General features: G+C 70.0%; 25 protein-coding genes. 8 read left to right on the forward strand and 17 right to left on the reverse strand.

All coding sequences use genetic code 11. From position 1 onward, the window contains the following. The first annotated feature begins 3 nt into the window (after nucleotides 1-3). Together RSP_RS20205 and RSP_RS20210 are read left to right on the forward strand one after the other, a co-directional pair. Nucleotides 4-759, forward strand: a complete 756-nt coding sequence (locus tag RSP_RS20205) for an SDR family NAD(P)-dependent oxidoreductase (RefSeq protein WP_009564059.1) — start codon at nucleotides 4-6, stop codon at nucleotides 757-759. Nucleotides 760-769: 10 nt separating this feature from the next. Further along, nucleotides 770-1,570 carry an alpha/beta fold hydrolase gene (locus tag RSP_RS20210; protein ID WP_011331313.1) on the forward strand — a complete coding sequence of 267 codons (801 nt, stop codon included), beginning with the start codon at nucleotides 770-772 and terminating at the stop codon, nucleotides 1,568-1,570. Nucleotides 1,571-1,619: 49 nt separating this feature from the next. On the opposite strand, the gene RSP_RS20215 is transcribed toward RSP_RS20210, so the two are convergent. Continuing rightward, nucleotides 1,620-2,363, reverse strand: coding sequence for an SDR family NAD(P)-dependent oxidoreductase (locus RSP_RS20215; protein WP_011331314.1), 744 nt, complete (start codon nucleotides 2,361-2,363; stop codon nucleotides 1,620-1,622). Between the two features lie 111 nt (nucleotides 2,364-2,474). On the opposite strand from RSP_RS20215, the gene RSP_RS20220 reads away from it, so the two are divergent. From RSP_RS20220 to RSP_RS20235, 4 genes are all read left to right on the forward strand, one after another. Beyond that, on the forward strand, nucleotides 2,475-3,377 hold the full coding sequence (locus RSP_RS20220) for a LysR substrate-binding domain-containing protein (RefSeq protein ID WP_017140445.1): 903 nt from the start codon (nucleotides 2,475-2,477) through the stop codon (nucleotides 3,375-3,377). Nucleotides 3,378-3,517: 140 nt separating this feature from the next. Continuing rightward, nucleotides 3,518-4,711, forward strand: a complete 1,194-nt coding sequence (locus RSP_RS20225; RefSeq protein ID WP_002725028.1) for an acyl-CoA dehydrogenase family protein — start codon at nucleotides 3,518-3,520, stop codon at nucleotides 4,709-4,711. Then, nucleotides 4,708-5,472 (forward strand): glucose 1-dehydrogenase, encoded by a 765-nt coding sequence (locus RSP_RS20230; RefSeq protein ID WP_011331316.1) that lies wholly within the window; start codon nucleotides 4,708-4,710, stop codon nucleotides 5,470-5,472. Before RSP_RS20225 ends, RSP_RS20230 begins: the two co-directional genes overlap by 4 nt. Nucleotides 5,473-5,481: 9 nt before the next feature. Further along, entirely contained in the window at nucleotides 5,482-6,009 is a 528-nt protein-coding gene (locus tag RSP_RS20235; RefSeq protein WP_011331317.1) for a flavin reductase family protein, read from the forward strand. A 159-nt stretch (nucleotides 6,010-6,168) separates the two neighbouring features. On the opposite strand, the gene RSP_RS20240 is transcribed toward RSP_RS20235, so the two are convergent. From RSP_RS20240 to RSP_RS20270, 7 genes are all read right to left on the reverse strand, one after another. Beyond that, complete coding sequence (locus tag RSP_RS20240) at nucleotides 6,169-7,182, reverse strand: SIS domain-containing protein (protein WP_011331318.1); 1,014 nt, start codon at nucleotides 7,180-7,182, stop codon at nucleotides 6,169-6,171. Between the two features lie 92 nt (nucleotides 7,183-7,274). Next, a complete protein-coding gene (argH, locus tag RSP_RS20245) occupies nucleotides 7,275-8,774 on the reverse strand; it encodes an argininosuccinate lyase (protein ID WP_011331319.1) in 1,500 nt (499 codons plus the stop codon). After that, nucleotides 8,771-9,001, reverse strand: a complete 231-nt coding sequence (locus RSP_RS20250; RefSeq protein WP_011331320.1) for a hypothetical protein — start codon at nucleotides 8,999-9,001, stop codon at nucleotides 8,771-8,773. The genes argH and RSP_RS20250 overlap by 4 nt, the downstream gene beginning before the upstream one ends. Before the next feature lie 2 nt (nucleotides 9,002-9,003). Continuing rightward, complete coding sequence (locus RSP_RS20255; protein ID WP_011331321.1) at nucleotides 9,004-9,735, reverse strand: amino acid ABC transporter permease; 732 nt, start codon at nucleotides 9,733-9,735, stop codon at nucleotides 9,004-9,006. A 4-nt stretch (nucleotides 9,736-9,739) separates the two neighbouring features. Next, nucleotides 9,740-10,408, reverse strand: a complete 669-nt coding sequence (locus tag RSP_RS20260) for an amino acid ABC transporter permease (RefSeq protein WP_002725021.1) — start codon at nucleotides 10,406-10,408, stop codon at nucleotides 9,740-9,742. A 60-nt stretch (nucleotides 10,409-10,468) separates the two neighbouring features. Continuing rightward, complete coding sequence (locus tag RSP_RS20265) at nucleotides 10,469-11,311, reverse strand: transporter substrate-binding domain-containing protein (RefSeq protein ID WP_002725020.1); 843 nt, start codon at nucleotides 11,309-11,311, stop codon at nucleotides 10,469-10,471. 65 nt (nucleotides 11,312-11,376) lie between these two features. Beyond that, complete coding sequence (locus RSP_RS20270; protein WP_002725019.1) at nucleotides 11,377-12,129, reverse strand: amino acid ABC transporter ATP-binding protein; 753 nt, start codon at nucleotides 12,127-12,129, stop codon at nucleotides 11,377-11,379. Nucleotides 12,130-12,347: 218 nt separating this feature from the next. Between RSP_RS20270 and RSP_RS20275 the strand changes: the two genes are divergently transcribed. Continuing rightward, entirely contained in the window at nucleotides 12,348-13,346 is a 999-nt protein-coding gene (locus RSP_RS20275; RefSeq protein ID WP_011331322.1) for an asparaginase, read from the forward strand. A 21-nt stretch (nucleotides 13,347-13,367) separates the two neighbouring features. Beyond that, the gene (locus tag RSP_RS20280) at nucleotides 13,368-14,093 is read left to right on the forward strand and encodes a GntR family transcriptional regulator (RefSeq protein ID WP_011331323.1); all 726 of its coding nucleotides are present in this window, start codon (nucleotides 13,368-13,370) and stop codon (nucleotides 14,091-14,093) included. Here RSP_RS20280 and RSP_RS20285 read toward each other — a convergent pair. The 9 genes from RSP_RS20285 to RSP_RS20325 all read right to left on the reverse strand — a co-directional run bounded on the left by RSP_RS20285 (nucleotide 14,074) and on the right by RSP_RS20325 (nucleotide 23,658). Then, nucleotides 14,074-15,195 carry an ABC transporter ATP-binding protein gene (locus RSP_RS20285; RefSeq protein ID WP_011331324.1) on the reverse strand — a complete coding sequence of 374 codons (1,122 nt, stop codon included), beginning with the start codon at nucleotides 15,193-15,195 and terminating at the stop codon, nucleotides 14,074-14,076. The two genes, RSP_RS20280 and RSP_RS20285, sit on opposite strands and share 20 nt — an antisense overlap. Nucleotides 15,196-15,253: 58 nt before the next feature. Further along, complete coding sequence (locus tag RSP_RS20290; protein WP_011331325.1) at nucleotides 15,254-16,666, reverse strand: NAD(P)/FAD-dependent oxidoreductase; 1,413 nt, start codon at nucleotides 16,664-16,666, stop codon at nucleotides 15,254-15,256. Nucleotide 16,667: 1 nt separating this feature from the next. Then, nucleotides 16,668-17,525 carry a fructoselysine 6-kinase gene (locus RSP_RS20295; protein WP_011331326.1) on the reverse strand — a complete coding sequence of 286 codons (858 nt, stop codon included), beginning with the start codon at nucleotides 17,523-17,525 and terminating at the stop codon, nucleotides 16,668-16,670. Next, the gene (locus RSP_RS20300) at nucleotides 17,522-18,379 is read right to left on the reverse strand and encodes a sugar phosphate isomerase/epimerase family protein (RefSeq protein ID WP_011331327.1); all 858 of its coding nucleotides are present in this window, start codon (nucleotides 18,377-18,379) and stop codon (nucleotides 17,522-17,524) included. The genes RSP_RS20295 and RSP_RS20300 overlap by 4 nt, the downstream gene beginning before the upstream one ends. Continuing rightward, entirely contained in the window at nucleotides 18,376-19,221 is an 846-nt protein-coding gene (locus RSP_RS20305) for a carbohydrate ABC transporter permease (protein ID WP_011331328.1), read from the reverse strand. The genes RSP_RS20300 and RSP_RS20305 overlap by 4 nt, the downstream gene beginning before the upstream one ends. Next, the gene (locus RSP_RS20310; RefSeq protein WP_011331329.1) at nucleotides 19,218-20,183 is read right to left on the reverse strand and encodes a carbohydrate ABC transporter permease; all 966 of its coding nucleotides are present in this window, start codon (nucleotides 20,181-20,183) and stop codon (nucleotides 19,218-19,220) included. Before RSP_RS20310 ends, RSP_RS20305 begins: the two co-directional genes overlap by 4 nt. Then, nucleotides 20,183-21,493, reverse strand: a complete 1,311-nt coding sequence (locus tag RSP_RS20315; protein ID WP_011331330.1) for an ABC transporter substrate-binding protein — start codon at nucleotides 21,491-21,493, stop codon at nucleotides 20,183-20,185. The genes RSP_RS20310 and RSP_RS20315 overlap by 1 nt, the downstream gene beginning before the upstream one ends. 45 nt (nucleotides 21,494-21,538) lie before the next feature. After that, on the reverse strand, nucleotides 21,539-22,477 hold the full coding sequence (locus tag RSP_RS20320) for a hypothetical protein (RefSeq protein WP_011331331.1): 939 nt from the start codon (nucleotides 22,475-22,477) through the stop codon (nucleotides 21,539-21,541). A gap of 128 nt (nucleotides 22,478-22,605) precedes the next feature. Next, complete coding sequence (locus RSP_RS20325; RefSeq protein ID WP_012643335.1) at nucleotides 22,606-23,658, reverse strand: LacI family DNA-binding transcriptional regulator; 1,053 nt, start codon at nucleotides 23,656-23,658, stop codon at nucleotides 22,606-22,608. Between the last annotated feature and the right edge of the window lie 370 nt (nucleotides 23,659-24,028).

Genomic DNA, 24,028 nt, shown 5'->3' on the forward strand with positions numbered 1-24,028 from the left:
ATCATGACCAGGTTCGAAGGACGGACCGCGCTCGTCACCGGCGGCGCGAACGGGATCGGCCGTGCCAGCGCGATCGCATTCGCCGAGCAGGGCGCCCGCGTGGGCATCCTCGACATCGAGGAGGGCCCGCTGGCCGAGACCGCCGAGGCGATCCGCGCCAAGGGCGGGCGCGTGGTGACCGTCGTCACCGACATGCGCGACCGCGCAGCCGTCAAGGCCGCCATCGGTCAGGTCGAGGCCGAACTCGGGCCGATCGACCTCCTCCTCAACAACGTGGGTCAGACCGCGCGCAAGAATGCCTCGGAATTCCTCGATTCCGTGCCCGAGACCTGGGACTTCGTGGTGGATCTGAACCTCATGGTGACCTTCTACGTCACCTGGACGGTCGCCAAGGGCATGAAGGAGCGCGGCTTCGGCCGCATCGTGAACATCTCGTCGGATTCGACCCTCGTGGGCGAGCGCAGCATCGTCGACTATGTCGCGGCGAAATCGGGCGTCTCGGGCTTCACCCGCGGGCTTGCGCGCGAACTCGCGCCCTTCGGCATCACCGTGAATGCGGTCGCCCCCGGCGTGACCAACACCCGCGGCCCGAAGCAGCTGCCGAAGGAAGTCTACGATGCGGCGCTGGCCGAGATCCCGCTCGGCCATCTGGCCGAGCCCGAGGATATCGCCAATGCGATCACCTTCCTCGCCAGCCAGGAGGCGCGCTGCATCACCGGACAGATGCTGACCGTCAACGGCGGCCGGATCTTCTACTGAGGGGCGCGAGATGCTGCACAATACCGGAAGCCACTGGATCTATTACGACCTGATCGGCGCGCCCGACGCGCCGGTCGTCTGCATGAGCCACTCGCTGACCTCGGACCACGGCATGTGGGCCGAGCAGGTGCCCGCCTTGCTCGAGGCCGGGTTCCAGGTGCTCAGGATCGACACCCGCGGCCACGGCGGCAGCAGCGCCCCGCCCGGCGACTACCGGATCGAGGAACTGGCCGGCGACGTGCTCTCGGTGCTCGACGCGCTCGGGTTCGAGAGCGGCGTCCACATGATCGGCCTGTCGATGGGCGGCATGATCGGGCAGGTGATCGCGGCCGACCATCCCGGCCGGCTCGCCTCGCTCATGGTCTGCTGCTCGGCCTCGAAATGGATGGGCGACACCGAGCTGATGAAGGGGCGCATCCGCGCGGTGAAGGAGTCCGGCACGCTCGAGAGCATCGTCGCGGCCAACATGGAACGCCGCTACGGCCCGGGCTTCCGCGAGCGGCGCCCGCTCCGGTGGGAGGCGCTGCGCCAGACCTTCCTCGGCACCAAGCTCGACGGCTATTTCGGCTGCATGAACGCCTGCCTCACCCACAATGTCGAGCCGCGCCTCGGGCAGATCGACATTCCGGTGCTGGTGGTGGCGGGCTCCGAGGATCCGACCACGCCGCCGGCCGACAACCGGCTGATCGCCTCCTGCATCCCCGGCGCGCGCTACGCGGAGATCGCGGGCGGCTATCACTTCCCGAACGTCGAATTCGACGGCGAATTCAACCGGATCATGCTGGACTGGCTGAAGGAACGGCGCGGCTGAGATCCTGCCGCGCAAGGGCCCGGACCCCGCGAGGGTCCGGGCCATTTCGTCAATGGAAGGTGCGGCCGTTGTCGATCGCCAGCGCGACGCCCGTGATGGCCGCGGCCTCGTCCGACATCAGGAACAGGATGCCCGCCGCGATCTCCTCGGGCTGGGCCAGACGGTTCATCGCATAGACCGCGGCCAGCGCCTTGCGGCCCGCCACATCGTCGGGCGCCACGCCCTGATCGGTCATCGGCGTCTCGGTGGCCCCCGGGCAGATGATGTTCACCCGCACCGCCGGGGCAAGTTCCTTGGCGATGCTCTTCGAGAACATCATCACCGCGGCCTTCGAGGCGGCATAGGCCGAGCCGGTCAGCGAGGGCAGCAGCGCCTGCGCCGAGGCGATGTTGACGATGGCGGCCTTCGGCTCCTTGCGCAGCCACGGCAGCGCCGCCTGACAGACGAGGAAGGTCCCCGTCAGGTTCACATCCACCACCCGGCGGAACTCCTCGACGCCGATATCGTCCACGGTCTTCATGGTCAGGATGCCCGCCGAATTGAGCAGCCCGTCGATGCCGCCGAGCGCCTCCGCCGCGCGGCCCACGACGGTTTCGACCGCCGCCTCGTCGGTCACGTCGAGCGCGAAGACATGGCCCCCCGTCTCGTCCGCCGTCACCTGCGCCGCCGCCTCGTCGCGGTCGATCAGCGCCAGCGTCGCCCCCTCGCGCGCGAACTGGCGCGCGGACTCGCGGCCGATGCCCGAGCCTGCTCCGGTGATGACGATCTTGCGGCCTGCCAGACGTCCGGTCATGATGAATCCTCCCTTTCTCCGCACCCTGCGGAGCCGGCCCGACTGTCGCGCGCAAGGCGGCCGGGATGCCAATACCTTCGGCTGGCCCGGCCGATGCCGCTGAGGTATTAGATGCTGCAGACTCGTCATTTCCGCTACTTTCTGGCCGTCGCGGAAGAGCTGAACTTCCACCGGGCGGCCGAGCGGCTGAACCTGTCGCAGCCCGCGCTCTGGCGGCAGATCCGCGATCTCGAGGCCGAGATGGGCACGCCGCTTCTCGAGCGCGAGCCGCGCGGCATCAGCCTCACCCGGGCGGGCGCGGCCTTCCTCGAAGACTGCCGCGACATTCTCGAGCGGGTCGAGAATGCCCGGCTCCGCGCGCGGCGCATTGCGCAAGGGGAGCTCGGCACGCTGCACATCGGCTTCAACGAGATCGCCGGCCGCCGCCCCGAGATGCCGCGCTTCCTGCAGGCCTTCCGCCGCGCCTTCCCCGAGGTGAGCCTCCAGCTCCATTTCCTCATGTCGCAGCTTCAGGTCGATGCGCTGCGCGGCGGCAGCCTCGATGCGGGCTTCCTCCTGCGCCCGCGGGGCGAGCGGACGGATTTCCAGACGCTGCGGATCGGCGAGGACGACTATGCCCTCGCCCTGCCGCGCGATCATCCGCTGACCCGGCGGGAGGGGATCCGGCTCACGGATCTGTCGGATCAGGCGCTGATCCTGCCCAACCCGCGCAACAATGCGGTGATCTACGACCGGCTGATGACGCGGCTGCGCGACGCGGGCGTGTCGGCGCGGATCGCGCAGTTCGCCGACAACGAGAACACGATCATGAATCTCGTCGATGCGGGCATGGGGCTGGCGTTCCTGAACCTGTCCTTCCGCCCGCCCGAGGCCAGCGGCGTGGTGCTCAGACCCTTGGCCGATCTGACCATGCCCGTCGATCTGGAGCTGGTCTGGCGCGGCGCGAATGCCAATCCCGCCCTGGCCCATCTGGTCGAGCTCGTCCGCGTGCAGGCCGAGGCGCCCGCCGCCTGAGCCGATGCCCGCAAGGTATCGTGGACGCGCCCAGACGGCATTTGCCGCAGCCCGCACTCCGGCGTCTCATGGGCTCGGAGGAGGTCCGCACGGGTTCGGGAGGAGCATCGGGGCGGGCTGCGCAACAGCAGAGAGAAGCCATGAACCAGCAGAACACGATTTCCGCAGCTCCTGCGGACACGATGGCCGAACGGGCCCGGGCCATCGCCCCCCTCGTGCGGGCCGAGGCGCAGGCCTCGGAAGAGCTCGGGACGATGACGCCCAAGGTGGTGCAGGCCATCAAGGAGGCGGGCCTCTTCTGGATGCTCCTCGAGCGCAAGGTGGGCGGCGCCCAGGCCGACATGGCCGATTGCATGCGCGCCTGGGAAGAGATCGCCGCCGCCGACGCCTCGGCCGGCTGGTCGCTGATGGCCAACTCGACAGGCACCGCCGTTCCTTACGCCTATTGCAGCGAGGAGGCGGTGGCCGAGATCTACGGCGGCCCCGAACTGCCGATCATGGCCGGGATGCTCGGGCCGGGCGGCTCGGCGAAGGAGACCGAGGGCGCGCTCCACGGCAGCGGCAAATATCGCTTCGGCAGCGGCTCGCTGCATGCGACCTGGATCGGCGCGGGCATGTTCGTGATGGACGAGGGCGGCATGCGCAAGCTGCCTGACGGCAGCCCCGTCGTGCGCGTCTGCTGGCGGCCGGCCTCGGAGGTCACGTTCGACAATGAATGGAACGTGCTCGGCCTGCGCGGCACGGGCAGCGTCGATTACACGCTGGAGGAAGCCACGATCCCCGCGGGCTTCCACCACGAGCGCGCGGTCCAGCGCGGCCTGCGCGACTGGCGGCTCTACGACATCGGCATCCCGGGCCTCGCCTGTGCGGGCCACACCGGGGTGGCGCTCGGCCTGATGCGCCGCGCGCTGGAAGAGATCACCCGCATCGCCTTCGGCAAGAAGCGCCCGGCCTATCAGACCGTGCTGGGCGACCAGCAGGTCTTCCGCCACGATTTCGCCTATCACGAGGCGAGCTATCACGCGGCGCGCGACTTCACCCTGCGCTTCTACGCCGAGATCCAGGAGTATCTGGAGGCGGGCGGCGAGCTCACGCCCGCCATGCGCGCGCGCTTCCGGCAGAACTGCATCTATGTCCACAAGGTCGCGGCCGAGGTTGTGCGCTTCTGCTACACGATGGGCGGCTCCGAGGCGCTGCGCGAGCCGAGCGATCTCGGGCGCTGCATGCGCGACATGTATGCCGCGACCCAGCATATCTTCGTCGATACGATCGCCATGCAGGACATCGCGGTGCCGATCCTCGCCGAATGGAGAGAGCAGGCCGCCGCGCAATGAGCGGCCCCTTCGACCTGACGGGTCGGGTCGCCGTCGTCACCGGGGCCGGTCGCGGCCTCGGCGCGGCGATGGCCGAGGCGCTGGCCGCCGCGGGCGCCACGGTCGTGCTCTCGGGGCGCGATCCGGGCCCGCTCGAACGCACCGCCGCGGCCATCCGCGCGGCGGGCGGCGCGGCCTCGGTCACGCTCTGCGACATAACGAAGCGCGCCGAGGTCGAGGCTCTGGTGGCGGAGACCGAAGCGCGTCACGGCCGCCTCGACGTGCTCGTGAACAATGCGGGCATCACCGGGCGCTCGGCGCTGACCGAGGTCGAGGATGCCGACTGGGATCTGATGCTCCGCACCCACATGACCGGCCCCTTCATGGCCTGCCGCGCGGCGCTGCCCGGCATGATGCGGCGCGGCGCGGGCAAGATCGTCAACACCGTCTCGGTGCTGGGAGAGCTCGGCCGGCCCTGGGTGGTGCCCTATGCGGCGGCCAAGGGCGGGCTGCGGATGCTGACGCGGGCCCTTGCCACCGAGGTGGCGGGCGCCAACATTCAGGTCAACGGCATCGGCCCGGGCTATTTCGAGACCGAGATGAATGCGGCCATCGTCCAGAACGAGGCGCTCCATGCCGAGCGCGTGGCCCGCGTGCCCGCCCGGCGCTGGGGCCGCCCTGTCGAACTCGGCGGAACCGCGGTCTATCTCGCCTCGGCGGCGTCCGATTACGTCAACGGGCAGATCATCTATGTCGACGGCGGCCTGACCGCCTCATTCTAGGAGAGACGCATGTCCGCGCCCGATCAGGCCCAGGAATTCCGCGAGGCGATGAGCCGGCTCGCCAGCGGCGTGAGCCTCGTCACCACCCGCAGCCTCGCAGGCGTGCCGCACGGGATGCTGGCCACCGCCGTGACCTCGGTCTCGGCTGCCCCGCCGATGCTTCTGGTCTGCATCAACCGCTCGGCCACGCTGCTGGCCGACCTGCTCGAGCGCGAGGCCTTCTGCGTGAACTTCCTCGGCGCGCATCATCAGGACCTCGCGGGGCGGTTTTTCTCGGCCGAGGGCCGCGCGCAGCGGTTTCAGACCGGGCCCTGGACGGAGCTTGCGACCGGCGTGCCGGTGCTCGGCGACAGTCTCGCCGCGCTCGACTGCCGGCTGGATCGCGCGGTCGAGGCTGGCACCCACAGCGTGCTCTTCGGCCGGGTCGAGGCGATCCGCCTGTCGCCCCCCGGCGAGGTGCAGCCGATGATCCACTACCTGCGCCAGTATCGCCGGCTGGAAAGCCCCGAGGCACAGCCCAGCGAAGCCGCCTCCTGATCCCTGTCCGCGCCGGCGAGGGCCAGAGCGCCGCGAAGCCCCACCCGGGCTTTCGCGGCCTCTGTCATCTGCTGATCCTGCCGCCTCGCCGAAGGCCCGCGGAGATCCGGCCCCGACTGCGGGATCCGGCGGCCCATCGGGCCGCCGGAGGCGCTTGGCTCAGTAGGCCACGCGCTTGTAGTAGCGCCGCGTGACCAGCGGGTGGTCGCGCATCACTTCGAGATGGGCGCTCAGACGCTCCATCAGCGTGGCCATCACGGCGGGCGAGATCATCGCGCGCAGCTCGGGCGAGAGCGTCTGCGGGCAGTAGTCGGCGGTCGAGATCACCGTCAGCCGGTCGGTATATTGCCGCGCGAACTGCGCCACGCGCTCGGCCAGCGGGTCGTAGGCATCCTCGCCGCGGAACAGCACGAGGCTCACCCCCGGCTCGATCAGTTCGAGCGGGCCGTGGAAGAAGTCCGACGCATGGACGGGCCGGGTGCGGATCCACTGCATCTCCTCGAGGATGCAGGTCGCGTAATAGAGCGCCTCGGGCCACATGTTCCCCGCGCCGGTGAACATGTGATAGTCGGCGCCCGCGATGAGGCGCGCATGATCCTCGGCCTTGGGTTCGAAGGCCTTCTTGGCCGCGACCAGCGCCGCGGGCACGGTCTGAAGCTCGGCCACCAGCGCATCGTAAGTGTCGATCTCGCCGCGGGCCTTCATGACCGACAGGGCGATGAGCAGCGACTGGAGGTAGAAGCTCTCGGACGAGGTGTCATCCTCGGCGAAGTTCACCAGCGCCGGGTTGCCGCCGAGGCCGAGCGGCGTGTCGGCATGGCCCACCAGCGTGATGATCTTGGCGCCCACTTCCTTCAGCTTCTCGAGCATGGCCACGCTCTCCTTCGTGGCGCCCGAGAGCGAGGGCATCACCACGATGGACTTGTCGGTGAGATTGGCCGAACCGGTCAGGATCAGCTCCGCCGGATAGTCCTTGAAGGTCGGGAAGCCCGAACGGCGGTGCAGCAGCTGGACGGCGGGCTCCATCAGATAGGCCACGCCCCCGGTCCCGAGGAAATAGAGGTTGGTCGCGCCCGCCGCGATGGCCGCGCCGATCTCGGCGTCGATCCGGGGCGCGAGCGCCACGGCGCCCGACTGGATGCGGAGGAAGCGGTCCTCGTTGAAATTCAGCATGTCTGATCCTCTTGGTTTCGCCCCGGAGGGCAGGTGTTCGGGGCCCGGCCGCGGGCTGCGGCAGGGGACAGGAAAGGGAAGGGGCGGCGCGGTCAGGCGGTGAGCTCTGCCACGCGGGAGGCCAGCCGCTCGGAGGCCGCCTCGAGCGCTGCCGACCGCCGGGTCCTCAGCCCGGCATCCGCGGCAAGGCGGGCCTCCATCTCGGCGAGAAGGGCCGAGACCACCTCGGGCGCGGTGCCGCCCGGCACGGTGCGCGCCCGCACCGCCTCGACCGGATCCATCCAGCGCCTGAGCCGCTCTTCGGGCAGATCGAAGCTGCGGCCGATCTCGGCTTCGGCCGCCTCGTTCAGCACCGCGACCGTCAGCTCCTCGGCGCCGCCGCCCGCGGCCAGCACCATCTGCACCGCGCGCCCCACCACATGATGGGCGTCGCGGAACGAGATGCCGAAATCGCGCACGAGCCCGTCGGCGAGATCCGTCGCGGTCGAGAAATTGGCCTTGCAGCGCGCCAGCAGCTTTTCGGCATCCGGCGTGGCCGTCTCGAAGATCAGCCGCAGCAGCGAGAGGCCCGCCTCGAACCGGGCGAAGGCGGGCCAGGCGTCGGCCACCCCCTCGCGCACGCTGTCGAGCCCGATGGAATAGTTCGACCCCTTCACCGCCGCGAGAGCGCCCGCCAGCGCCCCGATGCTGCGCCCGGCCTCGGCCCGAAAATATTCGAGCGGCAGCATGTTCTTCTTCTGCGGCATGATCGAGGACGTGCCCGCCACCCGGTCGGGGAAGGTCAGCGCGCCGAACTCCCAGGTGGTGAAGACATAGAGATCCTGCGCCACGCGCGAGAACAGCACCTGCGCGCTGGTGACGGCCCAGAGAAGCTCGGTCACGAAATCGCGCGAGGCCACGGCATCGAGCCCCGGTGCGGCCGGTCCGGCAAAGCCCAGAAGGTCCGCCGTCTCGTCGCGGTTGATGGCAAAGGAGGTGCCGGCCAGCGCCGCCGACCCGAGCGGGCAGGCGTCGAGCCGGTCGAGCACCGCCGCGAGCCGCTCATGCTCGCGCTCCATCCCGCGGGCGACGTTGGCGAGATAATAGCCGAAGGTGATGGGCTGCGCGGGCTGGAGGTGGGTGTAGCCCGGCATCACGGTCAGCACATGGCGCCCGGCCGCCGCGAGACAGGCGCGGCGGGCCTCTTCCATCGCGGCCAGAAGCGCAAGGCAGGTCTCGCGCGCGGCCATCCGGTCGAGGGTCGAGCCGATGTCGTTGCGGCTGCGCCCGACATGGAGCCAGCCCGCCACCGCCTTGCCCGCCACCTGCCCGAGCCGGTTCTCGAAGGCGAAATAGCTGTCCTCGAACTGCGGATCGAGGTCGATGGCGGCGGGGCCCTCGGCGCGGATCTGCGCGATGCCGCGCAGGATGTCGCGCGCGCAATCGGCCGGGATCAGCCCGCGGGCGGCCAGCATCGCGGCATGGGCCTCGTTCAGCGCGCACATCCGCTCCAGCGCCGGGGCGTCGAAGCCCTGCATCGGCGGCTCGTAGATGGTGCGGGCCACCTCGGCCGCGGTGCGTTCCGTCAGGCGGGAGCTCACGGAGTTCTTCATCTGGGATCTTTCCGGTCGGTGAGGGCCAGGGGCAGGGCATCGCGCAAGGCCCCGGCGGAGGGGAAATCGGTGGGCGAGAGGCGCCGCGGCCCGAGCGCGCGGGCCTCGGCGGGCGTGACGCGGACGCGGGCCATCAGGGCGCGGATCTCCGGATCGCGCGGGCGGCCCGCATCGAAGGGCGCGGCGCAGAGCGCCGGAAGGGCCGAGAGAGAGGCGGGCGCCTCCATCCTCAGGTCCTCACCGAGAGGGCGGCGTCGATCTCATGCGCCCGGTCCTCGGCCTGCGCCCCGCTCGCGGCGGAATAGGGCTTCAGGAAATGGCGCTCGATGCGCCCGCCCACCAGCGAGATCAGGGTGCAGAGGGTGAAATAGACCACGAGGATCGAACCGTAGACGAGATAGGCCGGGCTGCCGCCCTGCATGATGGTCGTCTGCTCGATCAGCACCTGGCCCGTGCGCAGCAGTTCCTGCGCCCCCACCACCGCGCCGAGCGACGTGGCCTGCACGAGCGCGGTCAGAAGCCCCACATAGGGCGGCACGATCACCGGCATCGCCTGCGGCAGCGTCACGAGGAGGAGCGTCTTCACCGGGCCGAAGCCGAAGGCCGCCGCCGTCTCGCGCTGGCCCCGGCCCACGGAGGCGAGCCCCGCGCGCAGGATCTGCGCCCCGTTGGCGCCGCCCCAGACCGAGATCGCGAGGCAGCAGGACCAGAACGGATTGAGCCCGAGCCCCGTCATGGGCAGCATGAAATAGACGAGCAGCACCGTCACCATCAGCGGCAGGTCGCGCAGCAGCTCGACCAGCGCATAGCTCGCGCGGTTCAGAAGCCGCGGTTTGGCCGTGATGCCCATGGTGAGGAGGATGGCGCAGAAGGTGCCGCCCATCGCCACGACCGCCGACATCTTCAGCGTCTCGATCAGTCCGCCGAGCAGGAAGACGCGATATTCGTAAAGCAGGTCCATGGGATCACCGTGACCCGTAGGGCCGGTTGAGGCGCCGTTCCAGCCGGTGCCCCAGCGCCGAGACGCCGAGGATGACGACGAGGTAGATGACGCAGATCGAGAGGAACATCTCGGTCGAGCGGAAGTCCTGCGCGATCCGGTCGACCGCGACGAAGGTCAGCTCCACGAGGCCGATGGCCTGCAGATAGGCCGAGTTCTTGATCGTGCCGACCACCGTGTTCAGCGTGGAGGGCAGGGCCGACCGCAGCGCGATGGGCGCCACCACGAGGAGCGCGTGCGGCAGCCGGCGCAGGCCCAGCGAGGCCGAGGCGTCGTGCATCTCGCGCCCGACCGAGGCCAGACCTGCGCGGAAGCTCTCGATATGGAAGGCGCTGGCCCAGATCGTGAGGGCGAGCACCCCCGACCAGAAGATCGAGAGCGTGAGCCCGAGGCTCGGCAGGCCGTAGAAGACGAAGAAGATCTGCACGAGATAGGGCGTGCCGCGGATGAACTCGACATAGCCGCGCACGGCATAGGAGAGCGGGCGGATGCCCGAGACGCGCAGCGCGCAGCCGGCCAGCCCCAGAAGGAGCGAGAAGAGGATCGCGAGCAGGCTGACCATGAGGGTCATGCCGAGGCCGCGCATGAGGTCGGGGAAGGCCGCGAGGATATAGCCCCAGTCGATGACGGTCATGGTCGGTCCGGTCCGGCGGGAGGGAAGGGCCGGGAGGCGCGGACGCCTCCCGGAGCGGGCTCAGATCTGCGGCGGCTCTTCGAGGAAGCCGCGCTTCATCACATCGACCACGGCCGGTTCCTCGACGAACTGCGGGATCACCGTCTCGTAGAAATCGCCCTTGCGCAGCTCGTCGAGCACCGCGTTGACGAAGGTCTGAAGCTCGGTCTCGCCCTTGCGCATCCCCACGCCGTTCACGCCGAGGTCGAGCCCTTCCTCGATCACGCGGAGCTTGGGATAGTTGCCGCCGAGCGTGTAGATCAGCCCGCCGTCGCCCACGAACCCGTCGGCCCGGCCCTGCATCAGCGCCTGCACCCCGTCGGCGGTGGTGTTGAGCTGCACGATCGAGATGTCGGGGATGTTGGCTTCGAGCCACTTGATCTGCGTGGCGCCCTTGACCACCAGCACCGAGCGGCCCTGAAGGTCCGAGAGCTTCTGCACCGGGCTGTCGGCCGGCACCAGCACGTTCGAGGTGCCCCAGAAATAGATGTTGGAATAGTCGATCACCTCCTGCCGCGCGGCCGTCCGGCCCAGCGTGGCGATGATCAGATCGAGCTTGCCGGCATTCAGCGACGAGATGCGCGCCTCGCTGGTGACGCAGGAAAGCTCCGCGCCCTCCTCCGAGCCGAAGGCATAGTCGCCGATCTTCCTGGCCATCTCGACCTCGATGCCGCGCGGCTTGCCGTCGGGGCCGGAGGCGCCGAAGGGCGGGCTGTCGCATTTCACGCCGATGCGGATCTTGCCCGCCTTCTGGATCGCCTCGGGCAGGGGCGGCATGTCCTGCGCCACGGCGGCGGAGGCGGCCGAGAGCACGAGCGCCCCCGACAGAAGGAGGGAGGCGAGGCGGGTGCCGATCTTGGGCATGGGTCGACCTTTCTGCTGGAAGAGTGAGGGGACTGGCCCCGGGTGGGCCCGATCCTTCTGCGGGATCAGTGCAGGATCTGACTGAGGAACAGCCGCGAGCGTTCCTCCTGAGGGTTCGAGAAGAAGTCTTCGGGCGCCGCGCTCTCGACGATGCGGCCGCGGTCCATGAAGATCACGCGGTCGGCCACCTGACGGGCGAAGCCCATCTCGTGGGTCACGCAGATCATGGTCATGCCCTCCTCGGCGAGCGAGACCATCGTGTCGAGCACCTCGCGCACCAGTTCGGGATCGAGCGCCGAGGTCGGCTCGTCGAACAGCATGATCTCGGGCTCCATGCAGAGCGAGCGCGCGATGGCCACCCGCTGCTGCTGGCCGCCCGAGAGCTGGCCCGGATATTTCCGCGCCTGATCGGGGATGCGCACCCGCTCGAGATAGCGCATGGCCCGCGCCTCGGCCTCGGCCCGCGGCGTGCCCCGCACCCAGCGCTGCGCGAGGGTGCAGTTCTCGAGGATCGTCAGATGCGGGTAGAGGTTGAAGTTCTGGAACACCATGCCCACGCGGCGGCGAACCTGCTCGATGTTGCGGCGCTGGTCGTTCACCTCGACCCCGCCCACGCGGATGGTGCCCGCCTGATGTTCCTCGAGCCGGTTGATGCAGCGGATCATGGTGGATTTGCCCGAACCCGAAGGCCCGCAGACCACGATCTTCTCGCCGGGCGCGACGGAGAAGGTCACATCCTGCAGCACATGCATCTGGCCGTACCACTTGTTGACACGGTCGAAGGCAATGCCCTGCTCCGCTGCGCCTGTCCCGTCCATCCGTCCCCCGTCGTTGCTGGCCTGGTCTGTCTCAACTTGTCTGACAAGTGAAACGTTTCTGGTGGGCGTCTGTCAATCTGGATTCTGATGCCCGACGTATTTTTCTGCAACAAACTGAAAAGGCGTGACTTATCGCGGCGGATTGGGCAATCATCTTGTCAGACATCATGAAGCAGCCTGACTCGCGCCCCCGTGGCGCCGGGCGGAAGGAGGAGGAGATGAGCCGGCAGGAAGCGCCCCGCCCGAAGGTGGCGGTGATCGCGGGAGGCGGGACGCTGACCGCCCTCGCCTCCGATCCGTTCGAGATCTGCGACTACGGGCAGGCGGGCAGCCTGACCGCGGCCGACCTCATCGACCGCTGCGCGGCGATGGCCGACCGGGTGGCGCTGGTGCCGCTCGCCTTCGAACCGCGGCCGAGCTTCGACATGGGCCCCGACCAGTGGGGCGCGATCTGCGGCCTCTGCGCGGCGGCGCTGGCCGAGGATCCGGGGCTTGCGGGCTTCGTGCTCACCCACGGGACCGGCTCGCTGGAGGAGGCGGCCTTCTTCCTCTCGCTCGTCTGGGACCTGCCGGTGCCGCTCGTGGTGACGGGCGCGCAGCGGCCCGCCTCCGCCCTCTCCAGCGACGGCTACATGAACCTCTTTCAGGCGGCGCTGGTCGCCGCCCACCCGCAGGCGCGGGCCGAGGGCGTGCTCGTCGTCGCGCATGGCGAGATCCATCTGCCCTTCGAGGTGACGAAGACGGCGACCTTCGGCCTCGACACGTTCCGCTCGCCCGATCTGGGGCCGGTGGGCCTCGTCATCGGCGGGCAGGTGCGCTTCCTGCGCCCCGCCGCTCCCCGCGCGCCGCGGGCGGACTGGCGCGTCCTCGGCGCGTTGCCGCGGGTCGATATCCTCTATTGCCACAGCGGCGGCGACGCCTGCGCCATCGAGGCCTTCATTGCCGCGGGGGCGCGGGGCCTCGTGGTGGCGGGCTTCGCGCCCGGCTATGCCACGGGCGCGCAGGCCCGGCGGCTCGAGACATGGGTGCGCGAGGAGGGCGGGGTGGTCGTCATGGCCTCGCGCGGCCACGGGCCCGTGGTGGCCAACAGCCGCAACGACGGCCACGGCTTCCTGCCCGCGGGCCGCGCCGCGCCGGTGAAGGCGCGGCTTCTGCTGCAACTCGCGCTGGCCGCCGGACGCGCGCCGGCGCAGATTGCACGGGATTTCGAGTTCTAGACCGGCAAGGAGTTCAGCCGCATGGAGAAACCGCGGGAAAGCAATGTCGAGCGATTGCGCACGGGCATCCTCGAGATGATCGAGGAGCTGGGCCTCGGCTTCGGAGACCGGCTGCCGACCGAGAAGGAGATGGTCGAGCGCTTCCAGATCTCGCGCCCCACGCTGCGCGAGGCGCTGAAGCTGCTGGAGCAGGAGGCGGTGATCGACAGCCATCAGGGCAAGGGCCGGTTCCTCGCCGCGGGCGCGCTCCTCAGCATCGCGCGGCCGATCACCAAGTTCGAGAGCGTCTCGCAGATGGTGAGCAGCCACGGCTACACGGCCGAGACGCGGCTTCTGGGCTTCTCGGCCGTGCCCGCCGATGCCGTCACGGCCGAGCGGCTGGCCGTGGCCGAGGGCACGCCCCTCGTCCGCGTCGAGCGGCTGCGCAGCTCGGGCGGCCAGCCGCTGGTCTATTCCGTGGACTGGCTGCCCCGCGCGCTCTTGGGCGACGGGCTCGAGGGCACGCCGGACTGGAGCGGCTCGCTCGTGGCGCTCCTCGACCGGGTGGGGCGGCGGCCCGTGGCCTCGACCGCGAACGTGCGCGCCGTCCTTCTGCCCGACGAGGTGAGCGGGCTGCACGGGCTCGAGGAGTTCGGCCCGGCGCTGCTCATCGAGGAGGTCTGCTACGCGGCCTGCGGCACGCGCGTGATCTATGCGATGGACTATCACCGGGGCTCGGCCTTCTCCTTCAGCTTCGTGCGGAAGTGACCTCCGGCAGGGCGGCCTCGGGGCGCAGGCTGCGCTCGTCCTCCCCGAAGAGGTGCAGGCTCTGGACATCGGCCGTGAGCGCGATGGGGGCGCCGGCCTGCAGGTCGAGAACGCCCGGCAGCTTCGCGATCAGCGGCTCGGCCAGCCCGCGCGCCTCGATATAGGTGAGCTGCACCTCGCCCAGCTGCTCGATGTAGGAGATCCGCCCTTCGAGGAGCGGCGCGCCCTCGGCCAGCCGCAGGTCCTCGGGGCGGATGCCCACCTGCACCGTCCGGCCCGCAAGGCCCGCGTCGAGCGGGAAGGGCGCCCGCAGCCCGCCGCCGGTGGCGAGGTCGAGCCGCGCGCCCTCGGGCCCGATCCGCACCGTGCCCGGGATCACGTTCATCGCAGGCGAGCCGATGAAGCGCGCGACGAAGAGGTTGGCAGGCCGCCGGTAGAGATCGAGCGGCGAGCCCACCTGCTCGATCCGCCCCGCCCGCAGCACCACGATCCGGTCGGCCAGCGTCATGGCCTCGACCTGATCGTGGGTCACATAGATCATCGTGGCCCCCGGCATCGCCTGCTTGAGCTTGGCGATCTCGATCCGCGTCGCCACCCGGAGCGCGGCATCGAGGTTCGAGAGCGGCTCGTCGAACAGGAACACCTTGGGGTCGCGCACGATGGCCCGCCCGATGGCCACCCGCTGGCGCTGCCCGCCCGAGAGCGCGCGGGGATAGCGGTCGAGATAGGGGGCGAGCTGCAGCACCTCGGCCGCGCGGGTGACGCGGCGGGCGATCTCGTCCTTCTTCAGGCCCGCGATCCGCATCCCGAAGGCCATGTTCTCGAACACCGTCATGTGCGGATAGAGCGCGTAGGACTGGAACACCATGGCGATGCCGCGGCGCGAGGGGGCCACCTCGTTCATCCGCTCGCCGTCGATGGCGAATTCGCCCGAGCTGATGTCCTCGAGCCCCGCGATGGCGCGCAGAAGCGTGGATTTCCCGCATCCCGAGGGGCCCACGAAGACGACGAACGAGCCCGAGGGGATGTCGAGGTCGATCCCGTGCAGGACTTCCATCGAGCCATAGGTCTTGCGCACCTGGCGCAGCGTCAGTTCGGCCATCGGCCTGCCCTTCCCTTGTCTGTCCGGCCCGAGGGCGCGGTGGCACCGTTCATGGCCGTCACCGGCCGGGCGTGAGCGACGAGAGCCAGCGCACCAGCGGGCCCGGGCTCCGGTTCTCGATCTCGAGGTCGTTGCGGATGCGGATGGCGCGGCGCACGAGGCGCGCGCCCAGCGTGCGCACCGGCTCCGGCGGCAGCGTCTGGCGGCGCGCAAGACCCACGAGGCCGCTCCGGCTCCAGCGGTCGTCCTGCCCGAGCACGAGGCTTGCGAGGATCCGGCCCGCGACCGGCGTCTGGGCGATGCCGGTGCCGTTGAAGCCCACGCCGAACAGGATGTCGGGCTCGCCCGTGAGCGAGCCGAAGACGGGCAGATGCGCGGCCGAACAGTCGATGGGGCCGGACCAGTCGGCCGCGATCTTCACGCCCCGCAGTTCGGGATAGACGCGGGAGAGCTCGCGCAGATTGTCGGCGCCGCCGTCCGGCCGGCGGTTGAAGGCCGCGCCGAAGCGGTTGCCGTAGGCCACATTCCCGCTGCCGCGCCCGAAGACCACGCGCCCGCCCCTGGTGCGCTGGTAATAGAGCACATGGGCCTGCGCGTCGCAGATCGACTCGCCGCCCGTCCAGCCCAGCCGGTCGAGCGTCTCGGCCACCGGCTCGGTCGCGACGATCTGGCTGTCCACCACATAGAGGTAGCGGGAGAGCTCGGGCAGCGCCGCGGCCCAGGCGTTCGAGGCGATCACCACCTTGCCCGCCTGAAGCGTGCCGCCCGGCGTCTGCAGCCGGCAGGGCCTGCCCGACACGATCTCGGACACGGGGCTCCGCTCGTGAATCGCGACGCCCCGCGACAGCGCCAGCGCCCGCAGCCCGAGGGCGAGCTTCGCGGGCTGCACCGTGCCCGCGCGCGGCTCGACCACGCCCATGTAGGAGGCGCCCGAGCCGGTGCGGCGGCGGATCTCCTCCGCGCCCACGGGCCGCAGCCGGTCGGCCTCGCCCGCCTTGCGGCAAAGATCGGCGGCGGGCTCCCACGCGCCTTCCTGCGCCCGCGCGCTGGCCGTCCAGAGCCAGCCGTCGAGCCGCAGGTCCATGTCGATCGTGCCCGAGGCCTGCAGCTCCGCCAGCTCCTCGATGGCCTCGGCGGTGGCATGGCAGAGCGCCAGCGCCTCCTCGGCGCCGACGAGGCGGGTCAGCAGGTCGAGCTCCGCGAACCAGCTGTGGACCTGCCCGCCGTTCCGCCCCGAGGCGCCCGAGCCGCAGAAATCGGCCTCGAGGATCGTCACGCGCAGCTCGGGCGCCTGCTCCTTCAGGCGCAGCGCCGTCCAGAGGCCGGTGTAACCGCCGCCGACGATGGCCACGTCGCAGGCGGCCTCGCCCGCGAAGGGCGGCGTCGCGGGGCCTGCGCCCAGATCGCGGAGCCAGAAGGAGCGGTCGCCCTCGGGCGCCGCGGCGGGAAGTGCCAGCCTGTAGGACGCCATCTCAGACCTCTCCCGCCGCGATCACCTCGGCATATTTGTCCAGGAGCCACGAGGGGATCGGCAGCAGCGGCTGCGGAAAGCCGCCCTCGTGCAGGCAGGTGTTGGTGGCCGCATCCGCCGCCCCGCGCAGGGCCTCGGCATCGGCGCGGCGCTCGATGGCCCAGAGCGCGATGAAGCGCGCGATGAAGCTGTCGCCCGCGCCGCAGGTGTCCACCACCTCGACCCGCCGCGCGCGAACGGGCGTGACGGTGCCGCCCGCCTCGAGGAAGGCACCGCGGCTGCCGCAGGTCACGACGGTGGCCTGCGCGCCGCGCTCGCGGAAGCGGGCGAGCAGCGGCTCGACCCGCTCGGACGGATCCTCGGGCCCCGAGGCGAAGACGAGCGGCACGCCCTCGAGATCGAGGAGATCGTGATGCGTCGAGACATCGACCGAAAAGCGCGCGCCGTCGCGGACGAGGGCGCGCACCAGTTCGGGTGCGCTGTGGGTGCCCAGATGCACCCAGTCGGCGGCCCGCAGCGCCGCGTAACGCGCGCCCTCGGGCACATAGCCCAGCCCCACGCCCAGATCCTCGAGCAGGAAGCGCCGGTCGCCGTCGCGTTCGAGGAGAAGCGTGACGGCGGTGCTGCCCGGGCGCACCTCGCAATCGTCGGGATCGAGCCCCGCGCGGCAGAGGGCGGTGCGGACCACATCGCCCTCGGGGTCGGGGCCGACAAGGCCGAAGTAGCGCGTCTTCAGGCCCGCGCGCATCCATTGCACCGCCACGTTGAGGGCATTGCCCCCCACCGCCATGCGGTCCTTCGACAGATAGACATCGAGACAATTGTCGCCCACGGCGATCAGGGTCGGGCTGCGGCTCATGGGCGGGCCTCCACGGGATCGAGATGCGGCGCGAGCGCCGTGAGATGGCGGGTCCAGGCCGCCACCGGATCGAGGGCATAGGAACCGTCGCCGAAGGGCTCGAAGGAGAGCGCGCCGCGATAGCCCGCCGCCGCGAGATCGGCGAGGATCCGGGCGAGCGGCAGCGTGCCCTCGCCCCAGACGAGATGGCCCGCCGGGCGGCCATCCACGAGATGCACATGGGCGAGCCTGTCGCCGAAGAGGCGCGCGTAATCGGCCACGCTGTCGCCCGCGCAGGCCATGGCGACCGTGTCGAGCACCACATCCACCGTGTCCGCGCCCACCATCTCCAGCAGGCGCGCCGTATCGGCGGCGCTGTGGGCGATGTTGCTCTCCACCCGCTGGAGCGGCTCGAGCAGGCAGCGGAGCCCGAGGCCCGCCGCATGGCCCGCGATCAGGCGCAGCGCCTCGGCCGAGCGGTCCCAGGCGCGCGCGGCGGGCTCGCTCTCGTAGCCGCGGCCGGGGGTCAGGAACAGGTGCCGCGCGCCCAGCTCGGCCGCGATGTCGGCCGCGCGGCGGAAGCGGTCGATGCTGGCCGCGCGGAAGGCATCGTCGCCCGAGGCGATGTTGATCGGATAGACCACCTGCTCGGGCGTGAGGCAGCGCACCGACAGGCCCTCGCCCGACAGCACGCATTTCACCTCCGCCACGTCGCGGTCGGTCGAGTGGAAGAGGTCGAGATGCGGCGCCACGCCCCAGAGCTCGATCTCGGTGAAGCCGAAGCCGCGCATCCGGCGCGCCACCTCGGCCAGCGGGAAGTGCTGGAAGGCGAAGTTCGCGCCGATCGACTGGCGGGCGGAGAGACGGGCGCTCATTTCGCCATCCCTTCGGTCAGGCCGCGGATGAAGTATCGCTGGGTCAGGAAGAAGATGATGACGATGGGCAGCGCCGAGAGCGTCATGGCGGCGAAGACCTGCGCGAAGTCGGTGCCCTGCTTCGACATCAGCGAGGTGAGGCCCACGGGCAGCGTCTGCACGCCGGGACTGTTGGTGAAGATCATGGCGAAGAGATATTCGTTCCAGGCAAAGAGGATATGGAGCACGACGCAGGAGACGACGATCGGCCGGCAGAGCGGCAGGATGATCCTGCGGTAGATCTGGCCGGGGCTTGCGCCGTCCATCATGGCGGCCTCGTCGAGGTCGCGCGGCAGGTCGAGCATGTAGGCGCGGATCAGGAAGGTGGTGAAGGGCACGCGGAAGGCGGTGTAGAGGATGATGAGCGCCCAGTGCGTGTCGTAGAGCCCGAGCGACTGGAGCATCCGCACCAGCGGCACGAGGGCGACGGTCGGGCTCAGCATCATGCCGCCGAGGACGAAGGCGGTGATGAGGGGCTTTGCCGGCATCGCCGTCCGCGTGAGCCCATAGGCCGCGCGCGCCGAGATCAGCACGGTCGCCACCGTCGAGACCAGCGTGACGAGGAGGCTCGAGACCATGTAGCCCTGCACCCCGCGCCAGGCCGAGAAGTAGTTCTCGAGCGACCAGTCCTGCGGCAGGGCGAAGGGCTGGTCGAAGATCTGGCTGTTCGACTTGAAGCCGCCGAGCCCCATCCAGAGCAGCGGATAAAGCACGACGACGCCCACGGCGAGGAGGAAGGCCCAGAGGAAGGCCTGCCCCATCACGGGCCAGAAGCCGCGGGCGGAGTGGGTCGCGCCGCTCATGCGAGGACCCTCCGCCGCCGGGTGTACCAGAGCTGCAGGATGCCCGTGAGCATCGTCACCGCGAAGACGACCGAACCGATGGCCGCGGCATAGCCCATGTCGTTCTGGTTGAAGCCCTGCTCGTAGAGCCATGTGCCCAGCACCTGGCTCGAATTGTTCGGCCCGCCGCCGGTCATGACCATGACCTCGTTGAAGACCTGAAAGGCGCCGGTCACGGTCACGATGATCATCATGCCGGTCATCTCGCGCGTGAGGGGGAAGGTGATGCTCCAGAGCTGGCGGAGCGGGCCCGCCCCGTCCATCCGCGCCGCGTCGTAAAGCTCCTGCGGGATCTTCTGGATCGCGATGGTGAAGAGGAGCGTCGAATAGCCGAAGCCCTGCCACTGGCTCATGGCGATGATGGCATAGATCGCCGTCCGCGGATCGCCGAGCCAGACATGCGACCATTCCTGCAGGTTCAGGGCCTTCAGCAGCCCGTCGAGGATGCCGATGTCGGGCTGATAGATGAAATAGAAGAGGAGCCCGGTGACGGTCGTCGAGATGGCCGAGGGCACGAAATAGAGCGCCCGCCAGAAGTTGCGCCAGCGTTCCGAGGACAGGCCCTCGACGATGGCGGCGAGGCAGAAGGCCGCGAAGACCTGGAAGAGGATGGAGAGCACCGCATAGGCGCCGTTGTTCCAGAGCGCGCGGCCCACCACCGGGTCCTGCGTGAGCCTGCGGTAATTGTCGAGCCCGACCTGCGTCACCTCGCCGGTGAAGATGTCCTGGTTCGTGGTGCTGACGAAGAAGTTGTTGACGATCGGGTAATAGACGAACCAGCCCACAAGGACGAGCGCCACGACGATCCAGCGCAGCGCCAGCAGCCGGGAGAGGAGGGGGCGCAGCCGCGGCCCCCTCCCTGCCCCGTGGGCGGGGCCGCTGAGGGCGACCCCGCTCTTTCCGATGTCCGCGGACAAGCTCATCACTTGGCCGCGGCGGCGGCCGCACGGACTTCGGCCACGACCTCCTCGGCCGTGAGGTTGCCGCCCGCGAAGGCCTGCAGGTTCGACAGCCACGCCGCGGCGACGCGCGGATGGTTCACCGTATCCAGCCACTGCATCAGGTAGGAGGCCTCGGCGATATCCTCGAGGCCGCCCACCACGGCCGGGCTCATCTGCGCCGGATCCGCGCCGCCCACCACGGCGCTCGGCTGGCCGTAGGGCGGGGCCGACAGCACCTTCGCATTGGCCTGACTCGTCACGAACTTCATGAAATCGAGCGCGAGCGGCACATTCTCGGAGGCCGAGGAGATCATGTAGCCCTCGGGCGCGCCTTCGAGCGCCTTCGGATCGCCCTTGGCATCCTTCGGCGCCGGCAGCGGGAAGAAGCCGAACTCCTCGGGCTTGAGCTTGGTCTTGTCCGAGGCCGAATTGTCGAACTCGATGATCTCCTGATAATACATCGCCGACTTGCCGTCGCTCAGCTCCTGGATCGCATTCTGATAGGAGATGCCGTTCATGCCCGCGCCGATGGTGCAGCGGTCGGCGATGGCCTTGAACTGCTCGAGCGAGGCGACATAGCCCGGGTCTTCATAGTCCGCGGTCGCCGGGTCGAAATCGCGCTCCAGCACGTCCTTCGGCACGTTGTAGGCCAGCAGCTGGCCGAGATAATGGACGGCGACCCAGGGCTCCTTGTTGCCGATCGAGATCGGCGTGATGCCCGCCTCCTTGATCGTGTCGCAGGCCGCCAGCATGTCCTCGAGCGTCTCGGGCTCCGACAGGCCCAGCTTCTCGAAGATGGGCTTGCTGTAGCCCATGAATTTCGCATCGAGATAGAGCGGGATGCCATAATGCTTGCCGTCGTAGACGAAGGCATCGACCGCGGCCGGGGCGAAGGTCTTGCCCCAGTCCGTGTCCGGTCCGATCACCGGCGTCAGATCCACCGCCCGCTTGCCGCGGATGAAGTTGCCGCCCCAGGTGCCGGTCCAGGAGAAGAAGACATCCGGGATCGAGTTCGAGGCGACCAGCGTCTTGGTCTTGCCCTTCACGCTGTCATCGTCTTCCTGGATGAGCTCGATTGTGACGCCGGGATGCTGCGCCTCGTATTCCTGCGCCAGCTCGGTGAAATAGGGCGCGAGGCGCTGCATCCCGAACTTGGTCAGCACCTTGATCGTGCCCTCGTATTCGACCGGGGCCGCGGGATCGGCGACCGCCGTCTGGGCCGCGGCGGCGCCCGCTCCCAGCGCCGACAGTGCGGCGACGATGGCTGTCATGGACTGCAAGGACCGTTTCATCTCTCTCTCCTGTTGTCGGGCTTCTTGTTGGTCTTGGGTTGGGCGTCAGTCGCCGGGGCGCGGGGCGGGCGGCCCCAGATGGGCCTCGACCCGCTCGAGCAGCGCCGCGAGGATCACCGGGGTCGCCAGCGCCCGCAGGCGGGGGCCAAGGCCCGGCAGCTCGGCCGCGGCCGCATCCACGATGCGCAGACGGTCGGTGTAGCGGCCCACGAACCGCTCGACGCGGAGGGTCAGCGGGCGCAGGGCATCCTCGCCCTTCACGAGAAGGAGGCTCACCCCCGGCTCGATCAGTTCGAGCGTGCCGTGGAAGAAATCGGCGGCATGGACCGGGCGCGCGGGCAGGCGCAGCCCGCGCTCCAGCGCCGACAGCGCGAAGCGGTGCGCCACGGGCCAGGCCCCGCCCGCGCCGGTGACGATCTGATAGGGCTCGGCCCGCAGGCGCGCGGCCAGCCGGGCGGCCTCGGGCTCGAAGGCCGCTTTCGCAGGCCCGAGATCGCGGGGCAGGGCGGCCAGCCCCTCGCGGACCGCGTCGGGCGCCGCGATCTCTCCCCGCGCCGCGAGCAGATGGACAGCCCAGGCCAGCGCCTGCAGGCAAAGGGCCTCGGGCGCCATCGGCGCGAGCGTCCAGACCGCGGCCCCCCGGGCGGCAAGCGTCTCCGCCAGATCCGGGTCGGGCGCCGAAAGCAGCACCAGCGTGCCGGGCGCGCGCTCCGGCGGCAGGCCGATCCGCGCCTCCTCCGAGGCAAGCGCGAAAGAGGCCAGCCGCGAGGTCCGGCCCACCAGATCGAGCGCGGGTTGCGCCAGAAGCTGCGCCTCTCCCCCGCCCACCAGCACGAGCCTTTCCACCGACAGGGCCGGGATCCAGCGCGCCGCCGTCTCGGCCGCCGCCAGCGCCGCTTCGAGATCCCGCCGATGGCCCGCCGCGTCAAACGGCCCGGCAAGGGCAGTGGCGCGAGACAGGGACGAGCCGGCGGGAAGATTCATGAGACCGATCTCACAGCGAGGCAAAAAAGGATCGGTCCGGCCGCCGCAGCGACTGAGAGACCGATCTCATACTCATACTGCACGCGAGACTCGATCTGGCAAGAGATTCTTTGACGGCGTGCGAGAGGTCAGGCGCGGCCGAAATCGACCCGCGCCACCGAGCCGCGCGCGATGAGGCGGGTGGGAAAGCGCACCTGGCGGGCCGGCTGGTCGCTGCCCTCGATGCGCTCGAGCAGCATCTTCGTGGCCAGAGGTCCGATCTGGCCCACGGGCTGCGCCACGACGGTGATCTGCGGATCGGTGAAGGTGGCGAGGTCGAAGTCGTCGAAACCGATCAGCGACACGTCGCGCGGCACGGCAAGCCCCATCGAGCGCAGCGCGAGCAGCGCCCCCGTCGTCATCAGACTGTCCACGGTGAAAAGCGCGGTCGGCCGCTCGGGCCGGCTGAACAGGCGGATCGTGGCGTCGATGGCATGTTCGACCGTCGATTGCGACACGGCGATGAGCCGGTCTTCGGCCGGTAGCCCCGCCTCGGCCAGCGCGCGCAGATAGCCCTCGCGCCGCTGCCGGGCGGTGGCGATACGCGAGGCGTCGTGGATCAGCGCGATCCGCCGGTGCCCGTTCGCGATCAGCAGGCCGATGGCCTCGTGCGCGCCGCCCTCGTTGTCGACCGTCACGCTGTCGCACTCCATCCCCGGCAGCTCGCGGTCGATCAGCACGAGCGGCACGCCCTCGCGCACCAGCCGCGCCAGATGGCGGTTGTCGCCCTCGGAGGCGGGGGCCACGATCATGCCGCGCACATTCAGCGCGCGCAGATTGTCGAGCAGGCCCTGCTCCTGCGCGAGGCTCTCGTCGCTGCTGGCGATGAGCAGACTGTGCCGGCTCCGGCGCAGAGCCGCATCGATGTCATGGGCCACGCGGGCGAAAAACGGGTTCTGGATGTCGCCGGGCACGAAGCCCACGATGGGCATCTGCCCCTGCCGCAGCGCCTGCGCGATCCGGTTGCCGCGGTAGCCCAGCCGCTCGGCCGCCTCCTGCACCCGCCGCGCGGCCTCGTCGCCCACATAGCCGTAGCCGTTCAGCGCCCGCGCCGCCGTCGCCCGGGACACCTGCGCGGCCGCGGCGACGTCCTTGACCGTCACCGCGCGCTTCACGGCCCGGGGCGGCCCGTCTTCTGCCACTGGACTCTCCATTGCGCGCGGTGGAACGGCCTTCCGCTTACCAGAGGAAGGCCCGTTCCTTCAAGCCGCGCGCCGTGCCGGATACCCGCGCCCCGCCGTCCGGCATCGCCACGAGGCCCGGGCGCCGCTGTTTCCCGACCGGCGCAAGGCCCTGACAGCCCGCGCCCGGCGAGGCTGATGCGGATGTCGTCAGGCTCTCCTGCCTCTCGTCCCCACCGCTGAAAAGGCTTTCCGATCCGACCGCCGGCGGCGGAGCCGCAACCCACGGCGCCGCCCAATGCAATCCGCGCCCGCCTCCATGCAACATAACTATCCTTATCCGTTCTGTCGGTGTAAGCGCAAAGTAGAATTGTCGCATCCAAGCAAAGTA

The sequence above is a fragment of the Cereibacter sphaeroides 2.4.1 genome, assembly GCF_000012905.2.
In the GTDB taxonomy this organism is placed as follows: domain Bacteria; phylum Pseudomonadota; class Alphaproteobacteria; order Rhodobacterales; family Rhodobacteraceae; genus Cereibacter_A; species Cereibacter_A sphaeroides.

Bases quoted from the DNA above. Each gene is read 5' to 3' on its own strand.
- RSP_RS20205 (WP_009564059.1), top strand. From the start codon at position 4: ATGACCAGGTTCGAAGGACGGACCGCGCTCGTCACCGGCGGCGCGAAC.
- RSP_RS20210 (WP_011331313.1), top strand. From the start codon at position 770: ATGCTGCACAATACCGGAAGCCACTGGATCTATTACGACCTGATCGGC.
- RSP_RS20215 (WP_011331314.1), bottom strand. From the start codon at position 2,363: ATGACCGGACGTCTGGCAGGCCGCAAGATCGTCATCACCGGAGCAGGC.
- RSP_RS20220 (WP_017140445.1), top strand. From the start codon at position 2,475: ATGCTGCAGACTCGTCATTTCCGCTACTTTCTGGCCGTCGCGGAAGAG.
- RSP_RS20225 (WP_002725028.1), top strand. From the start codon at position 3,518: ATGAACCAGCAGAACACGATTTCCGCAGCTCCTGCGGACACGATGGCC.
- RSP_RS20230 (WP_011331316.1), top strand. From the start codon at position 4,708: ATGAGCGGCCCCTTCGACCTGACGGGTCGGGTCGCCGTCGTCACCGGG.
- RSP_RS20235 (WP_011331317.1), top strand. From the start codon at position 5,482: ATGTCCGCGCCCGATCAGGCCCAGGAATTCCGCGAGGCGATGAGCCGG.
- RSP_RS20240 (WP_011331318.1), bottom strand. From the start codon at position 7,182: ATGCTGAATTTCAACGAGGACCGCTTCCTCCGCATCCAGTCGGGCGCC.
- argH (WP_011331319.1), bottom strand. From the start codon at position 8,774: ATGAAGAACTCCGTGAGCTCCCGCCTGACGGAACGCACCGCGGCCGAG.
- RSP_RS20250 (WP_011331320.1), bottom strand. From the start codon at position 9,001: ATGGAGGCGCCCGCCTCTCTCTCGGCCCTTCCGGCGCTCTGCGCCGCG.
- RSP_RS20255 (WP_011331321.1), bottom strand. From the start codon at position 9,735: ATGGACCTGCTTTACGAATATCGCGTCTTCCTGCTCGGCGGACTGATC.
- RSP_RS20260 (WP_002725021.1), bottom strand. From the start codon at position 10,408: ATGACCGTCATCGACTGGGGCTATATCCTCGCGGCCTTCCCCGACCTC.
- RSP_RS20265 (WP_002725020.1), bottom strand. From the start codon at position 11,311: ATGCCCAAGATCGGCACCCGCCTCGCCTCCCTCCTTCTGTCGGGGGCG.
- RSP_RS20270 (WP_002725019.1), bottom strand. From the start codon at position 12,129: ATGGACGGGACAGGCGCAGCGGAGCAGGGCATTGCCTTCGACCGTGTC.
- RSP_RS20275 (WP_011331322.1), top strand. From the start codon at position 12,348: ATGAGCCGGCAGGAAGCGCCCCGCCCGAAGGTGGCGGTGATCGCGGGA.
- RSP_RS20280 (WP_011331323.1), top strand. From the start codon at position 13,368: ATGGAGAAACCGCGGGAAAGCAATGTCGAGCGATTGCGCACGGGCATC.
- RSP_RS20285 (WP_011331324.1), bottom strand. From the start codon at position 15,195: ATGGCCGAACTGACGCTGCGCCAGGTGCGCAAGACCTATGGCTCGATG.
- RSP_RS20290 (WP_011331325.1), bottom strand. From the start codon at position 16,666: ATGGCGTCCTACAGGCTGGCACTTCCCGCCGCGGCGCCCGAGGGCGAC.
- RSP_RS20295 (WP_011331326.1), bottom strand. From the start codon at position 17,525: ATGAGCCGCAGCCCGACCCTGATCGCCGTGGGCGACAATTGTCTCGAT.
- RSP_RS20300 (WP_011331327.1), bottom strand. From the start codon at position 18,379: ATGAGCGCCCGTCTCTCCGCCCGCCAGTCGATCGGCGCGAACTTCGCC.
- RSP_RS20305 (WP_011331328.1), bottom strand. From the start codon at position 19,221: ATGAGCGGCGCGACCCACTCCGCCCGCGGCTTCTGGCCCGTGATGGGG.
- RSP_RS20310 (WP_011331329.1), bottom strand. From the start codon at position 20,183: ATGAGCTTGTCCGCGGACATCGGAAAGAGCGGGGTCGCCCTCAGCGGC.
- RSP_RS20315 (WP_011331330.1), bottom strand. From the start codon at position 21,493: ATGAAACGGTCCTTGCAGTCCATGACAGCCATCGTCGCCGCACTGTCG.
- RSP_RS20320 (WP_011331331.1), bottom strand. From the start codon at position 22,477: ATGAATCTTCCCGCCGGCTCGTCCCTGTCTCGCGCCACTGCCCTTGCC.